This is a genomic window from Kitasatospora sp. NPDC057542 (genome assembly GCF_042801945.1).
Classification (GTDB): Bacteria; Actinomycetota; Actinomycetes; order Streptomycetales; family Streptomycetaceae; genus Kitasatospora.
Genome location: NZ_JBHVFE010000752.1, coordinates 1 through 2,396, shown reverse-complemented (window position 1 = coordinate 2,396; position 2,396 = coordinate 1). Strand labels below are relative to the sequence as shown.

The window sequence follows — 2,396 nt, the reverse complement described above, 5'->3', positions numbered from 1 at the left end:
CCCACCTGCGGTGACGGCCCTTCCGGCGTCTCCGTCGTGAGGGAGTGCCCCCGCGGTTCTCGGCGAGAGCCCCCGACCGGCCATCCCTCGTCCCGCAGCGTCCGGCCCCGAGCCGCCGGCAATCGCTGTGGCACCGCCTCCGGTGTTCTCGACCTGCAACAGCTCTTGCCGGATTCCCGCCAAACTACTTTTGGAAGCCGGGAACTGAATGATCGTCACCTGAGTGCCATCTGTCGACACTACGGGACCCGGCGCCGGAGGGACTTGGCGTCATGGATGGACTGGGAAGGGTTTTCCCGATGCTTCTCAACCAGGGAGCCGGCAAGTCCGACATCCTGATCTGGCCTGGCGCAGAACGTGACAGGGACAACATCGACGCCGTTGCTGTAACGCGAACCCACCCCCAACGCGTGCCTGGGTCGATGACAGTTCGAGAAAGGACCGACCCGTGGGGGACGCACCCGCGGACTTCCTGGAGTTCGCCCATGCCCGCAGCGACCAGCTCTACCGCACCGCGTGTCTGCTCACGGGAGACCGCCACCTCGCCGAGGACCTCGTACAGGAGACGCTGGCGAAGATGTTCCGTTCCTGGCGCCGGATCGACCGCGCGCAGTCGCCGGTCGCCTACGCGCACACCGTGCTGGTCCGCACCTTCACCTCATACCGTCGTCGGCGCAGCGCGCGGGAGCGACCGGTGGACCGGTTCCCGGACCGCGCGTCCGTCGACGCCGGCGACCCGGAGCTGCGGCTGACGCTGCTCGACGGGCTGGCGCAACTGGCACCGAAGGATCGGGCGGTGCTGGTCCTGCGGTACTGGGAGGACCGCCCGGTCGAGGAGACCGCGCAGATGCTGAGGCTGTCCGCGGGGGCTGTTCGCACCCGCAGCCTGCGGGCCCTACAGAAGCTGCGGCATGTCCTCGGCGACGAGTTGCTCGCCGACCTCGTCCAGGCCTGACCGAACGGAGCACACTCATGAACCCCGATCAGCGTCTGCACGACGCCCTGCACCACTCCTCCCAGCAGTTCGGGTCGCACAGCACGGACCTTGTGGCCCGTGCCACCGCCCACGGCCGGCGCCTGTGCCTGGTCCGCCGCGCGCAGATCGGCGTTGCGGCTTTCGTCGCCGCCGGCCTTTGCGTTGCGGGCAGCGTCGTCTTCTCCGGGCGCCCGACCTCCGCGCTGCCCTCCCCGGTCGGAACACCGACAGCCACCGCAACCCCGGCTCCGGCACCCACCCAGGCCCCTTCGGCGAGTCCGCCCCCCGGCGGTCCTCGGTCCGGAGCGATCTCCGCCCAGCTGGCCGCGTTCATGCCCCCCGGCAAGATCACCAGAACCAACAGCAATGGCACCTTCGTCGACGGCCGTATCACCAAGCCGAAGCCGGAGGGCGATGTCGGTGCCGGTGGCGGCTTCGTGTACGACGACGGACGGGGCGAAGCCCTGATCTGGGTGGATCTCGCGGACGACATGCCGTTGAACAACCTTGACTGGCAGGCGACCTCGCCCGAGCGCCGCGCCGAACGGTTCCCGGACGGCACGGCCGTGCTGGTCGACCGGGGCCAGTGGATCGGTGGCGTAACCCACTGGAAGGTAACCGTCCTGCGGCCGGACGGCCGCCAGATCGAGGTGGACGAGGTCAACACGAGCCGTATCGACCCCTCGGGAAAGACCGGCCCCACCCGCCCCGAACCACCGCTCACCATCGACCAGATGCGCGGCATCGCACTCAGCCCGCACTGGAATCGCTGAACCGGGGCCGTCCACGAAGGACGCCCCCGGCTCTGGTGAGGCTCTCTGAATCTGGCCACGGTGTGGTCGGGCAGGAGGTCGGCGACGGTCGTGCGGATGGCGCCGCGGCTGACGCCGTGGTCGGCGGAGAACGCGCCGTCGTGGATGGGCAGCGCGAGGCGGTCGTGGTGCAGGACGTCGAGCACGTCGAGGGATGTGGCCGGTGCCGCGGACGGGGCGGAACATCTCGGAGACGTGGACGCTGTCGCCCGGCCGCGCGTAGCCGAGGAGCGCGCGGAACTTCGGGCGCTGGAGAGGGTGGAGGCGGCTGGAGGTGCCGCCGTCCTCCTCGAAGACGACCGGGTCCTCGATCCCGGCTTCGTCCAGGACGAGGTTCTTCCGGGCGGTTGACTGCTGGTCGGTCGAGACCCGCTTGTAGACCAGGTTCGCCGTCGAAGGGCCCCTTCCACACGGAGGATCGGACCCTCTCTGTCGTCAAACCCTGTCATCGATCACCAACAGATCTGATGGGATTCGAGCCGCCGTGAACCCCCGGATTGCACGGGTTCATTGGACGCGGCACCTGCCTGTCGTCAAACGATCGTTTGACGACAGGCAGCGTGCGGCAGCCGGAGCAGCGGAAGGGCGTTGACCGCCCGGCACTGGTG

2 protein-coding genes and 1 pseudogene are annotated in these 2,396 nt (G+C 69.2%); 2 read left to right on the top strand and 1 reads right to left on the bottom strand.

What is annotated here, in order from left to right; translation table 11 throughout:
* The first annotated feature begins 448 nt into the window (after positions 1–448).
* Both ACFU7Y_RS43085 and ACFU7Y_RS43080 read left to right on the top strand, forming a co-directional pair.
* Positions 449–955, top strand: coding sequence for a SigE family RNA polymerase sigma factor (locus tag ACFU7Y_RS43085; RefSeq protein ID WP_224279621.1), 507 nt, complete (start codon positions 449–451; stop codon positions 953–955).
* Between the two features lie 92 nt (positions 956–1,047).
* Positions 1,048–1,749 carry a hypothetical protein gene (locus ACFU7Y_RS43080; protein ID WP_224279619.1) on the top strand — a complete coding sequence of 234 codons (702 nt, stop codon included), beginning with the start codon at positions 1,048–1,050 and terminating at the stop codon, positions 1,747–1,749.
* Between the two features lie 258 nt (positions 1,750–2,007).
* Here ACFU7Y_RS43080 and ACFU7Y_RS43075 read toward each other — a convergent pair.
* Positions 2,008–2,115, bottom strand: a pseudogene (locus ACFU7Y_RS43075) (recombinase family protein); the annotation flags it as partial.
* Positions 2,116–2,396: the final 281 nt, after the last annotated feature.